Annotated in this window: 1 protein-coding gene; it reads right to left on the bottom strand. The window is 70.6% G+C overall.

Going from position 1 to position 1,490, the window contains the following annotated elements; all coding sequences use genetic code 11:
* Positions 1–24: 24 nt before the first annotated feature.
* Positions 25–1,227 (bottom strand): IS110 family transposase, encoded by a 1,203-nt coding sequence (locus RND61_RS32395; RefSeq protein WP_315881749.1) that lies wholly within the window; start codon positions 1,225–1,227, stop codon positions 25–27.
* Between the last annotated feature and the right edge of the window lie 263 nt (positions 1,228–1,490).

Here is a 1,490-nt window from a genome sequence, read left to right as displayed (position 1 = left end):
GGGGGGGTGCCTCTATGTCCTTCGTCAAGCAAGGCGTGGGGTTCTGGGTTCGTAGAGGGTTCCGTCGCGGAGCATGGCGAACAGGACGCTGATGCGGTGGCGGGCGAGGCGGAGGAGGGCTTGGGTGTGGGTTTTGCCGCGGGCTCGGCAGCGGTCGTAGTAGGTCCGGGAGGCGGGGTCGTGCAGGGCGGCGAAGGCGGAGAGGAACATCGCGCGTTTGAGCTGCCGGTTCCCGCCTCTGGGCGCGTGCTCGCCATGGATCGAGGTCCCCGACTGCCGGGTCGCCGGGGCGAGGCCGGCGTAGGAGGCCAGGTGGGCGGCGCTCGGGAACGAGCTGCCGTCGCCGACGGTGGCCAGGAGGACTGCGGCGGTCCTGACTCCGACGCCGGGCATCGAGGTCAGGACCTGGGAAAGAGGGTGGGCCTCCAGCAGTGCCTCGATCCTGGTCTCCAGGGCCCGGCGTTGTTCATGGACGGCGGCCAGCGACTTCGCCAGCGACGGGACGATCACGTCCAGGGTGCCGGTGCCCGGGACGGTGACGGTCTGCTCGTCGAGCGCGGTGAAGATGTCGTCGACCAGCCGCTCGGCCATGCGCGGTGCCCTCGGGCGGACGACCTCGACGAGCCTGCGGCGGCCTGCCTTGCGGAGTGTCTGTGGGGATCCGTAGCGCTCGAGGAGCCAGGTGATGGCCGGGTGGTCCAGGCGGGGGCCGAAGACGCGTTCGAGGCTGGGGTGGAACTGGGTGAGCAGGCCGCGGATGCGGTTGGAGGTTCGGTTGGCCTCACCGGCGAGGTCCTGGTCGAAGCCGACCAGCATGGTCAGCTCCGCGGTGACCTCGTCGGTCAGGTTGAGGGTGCGCAGGGTGTGGGGCATGGTGCGGGCGGCGTCCGCGATGACGGCCGCGTCGCGGGCGTCGGTCTTGGCCTCGCCGGGGTAGAGGTCGGCGATCCGCCGCATGGCCAGGCCGGGCAGGTAGGCGACCTGGCAGCCCGTGTCGCGGGCGACGGTCAGCGGCAGGGCGCCGATGGAGGCGGGCTGGTCCACGATCACCAGGACGGTGCCGAACTTGGCCTTCAGTTTGTCGAAGACCGCCCGCAGCTTCGGTTCGCTGTTGGGCAGCGGCTTGTCGAAGACCGTCTTCCCGGCCGGGCTCAGACCGTGGCCGTGATGGGTCTGCTTGCCGACGTCCAAGCCCAGGAAGACGCCCACCCCGTCGATGCTGATCACCGTGCCCCCACAGTGTCGATGCGTGCCGGCCCCATGGTCGGGAGCCGTTCTCGCGCAGCCACGTTATGCAGACCTGCTGCCCACGAGCGGCCGGGCATTGCGCCCGGCCGGGCAGCGATCGGACCTCTGATCAGCGTCTGTGACGGCACCCCTCGGGCCCGGTGACACCACCCCCCAGGTCATCCGATCGACAGGGGGCAACAGCCATGCCGGGCCCGGAGGCCAGCGGCCCTCTTGCAGGACCGCGAAAAACATAACGGGGG

It is taken from the genome of Streptomyces tamarix (genome assembly GCF_032423885.1).
Taxonomy (GTDB): Bacteria; Actinomycetota; Actinomycetes; order Streptomycetales; family Streptomycetaceae; genus Streptomyces; species Streptomyces tamarix.
Note: the sequence above shows the minus strand (reverse complement) of the source record. Positions and strands in the feature narration are given on the sequence as shown.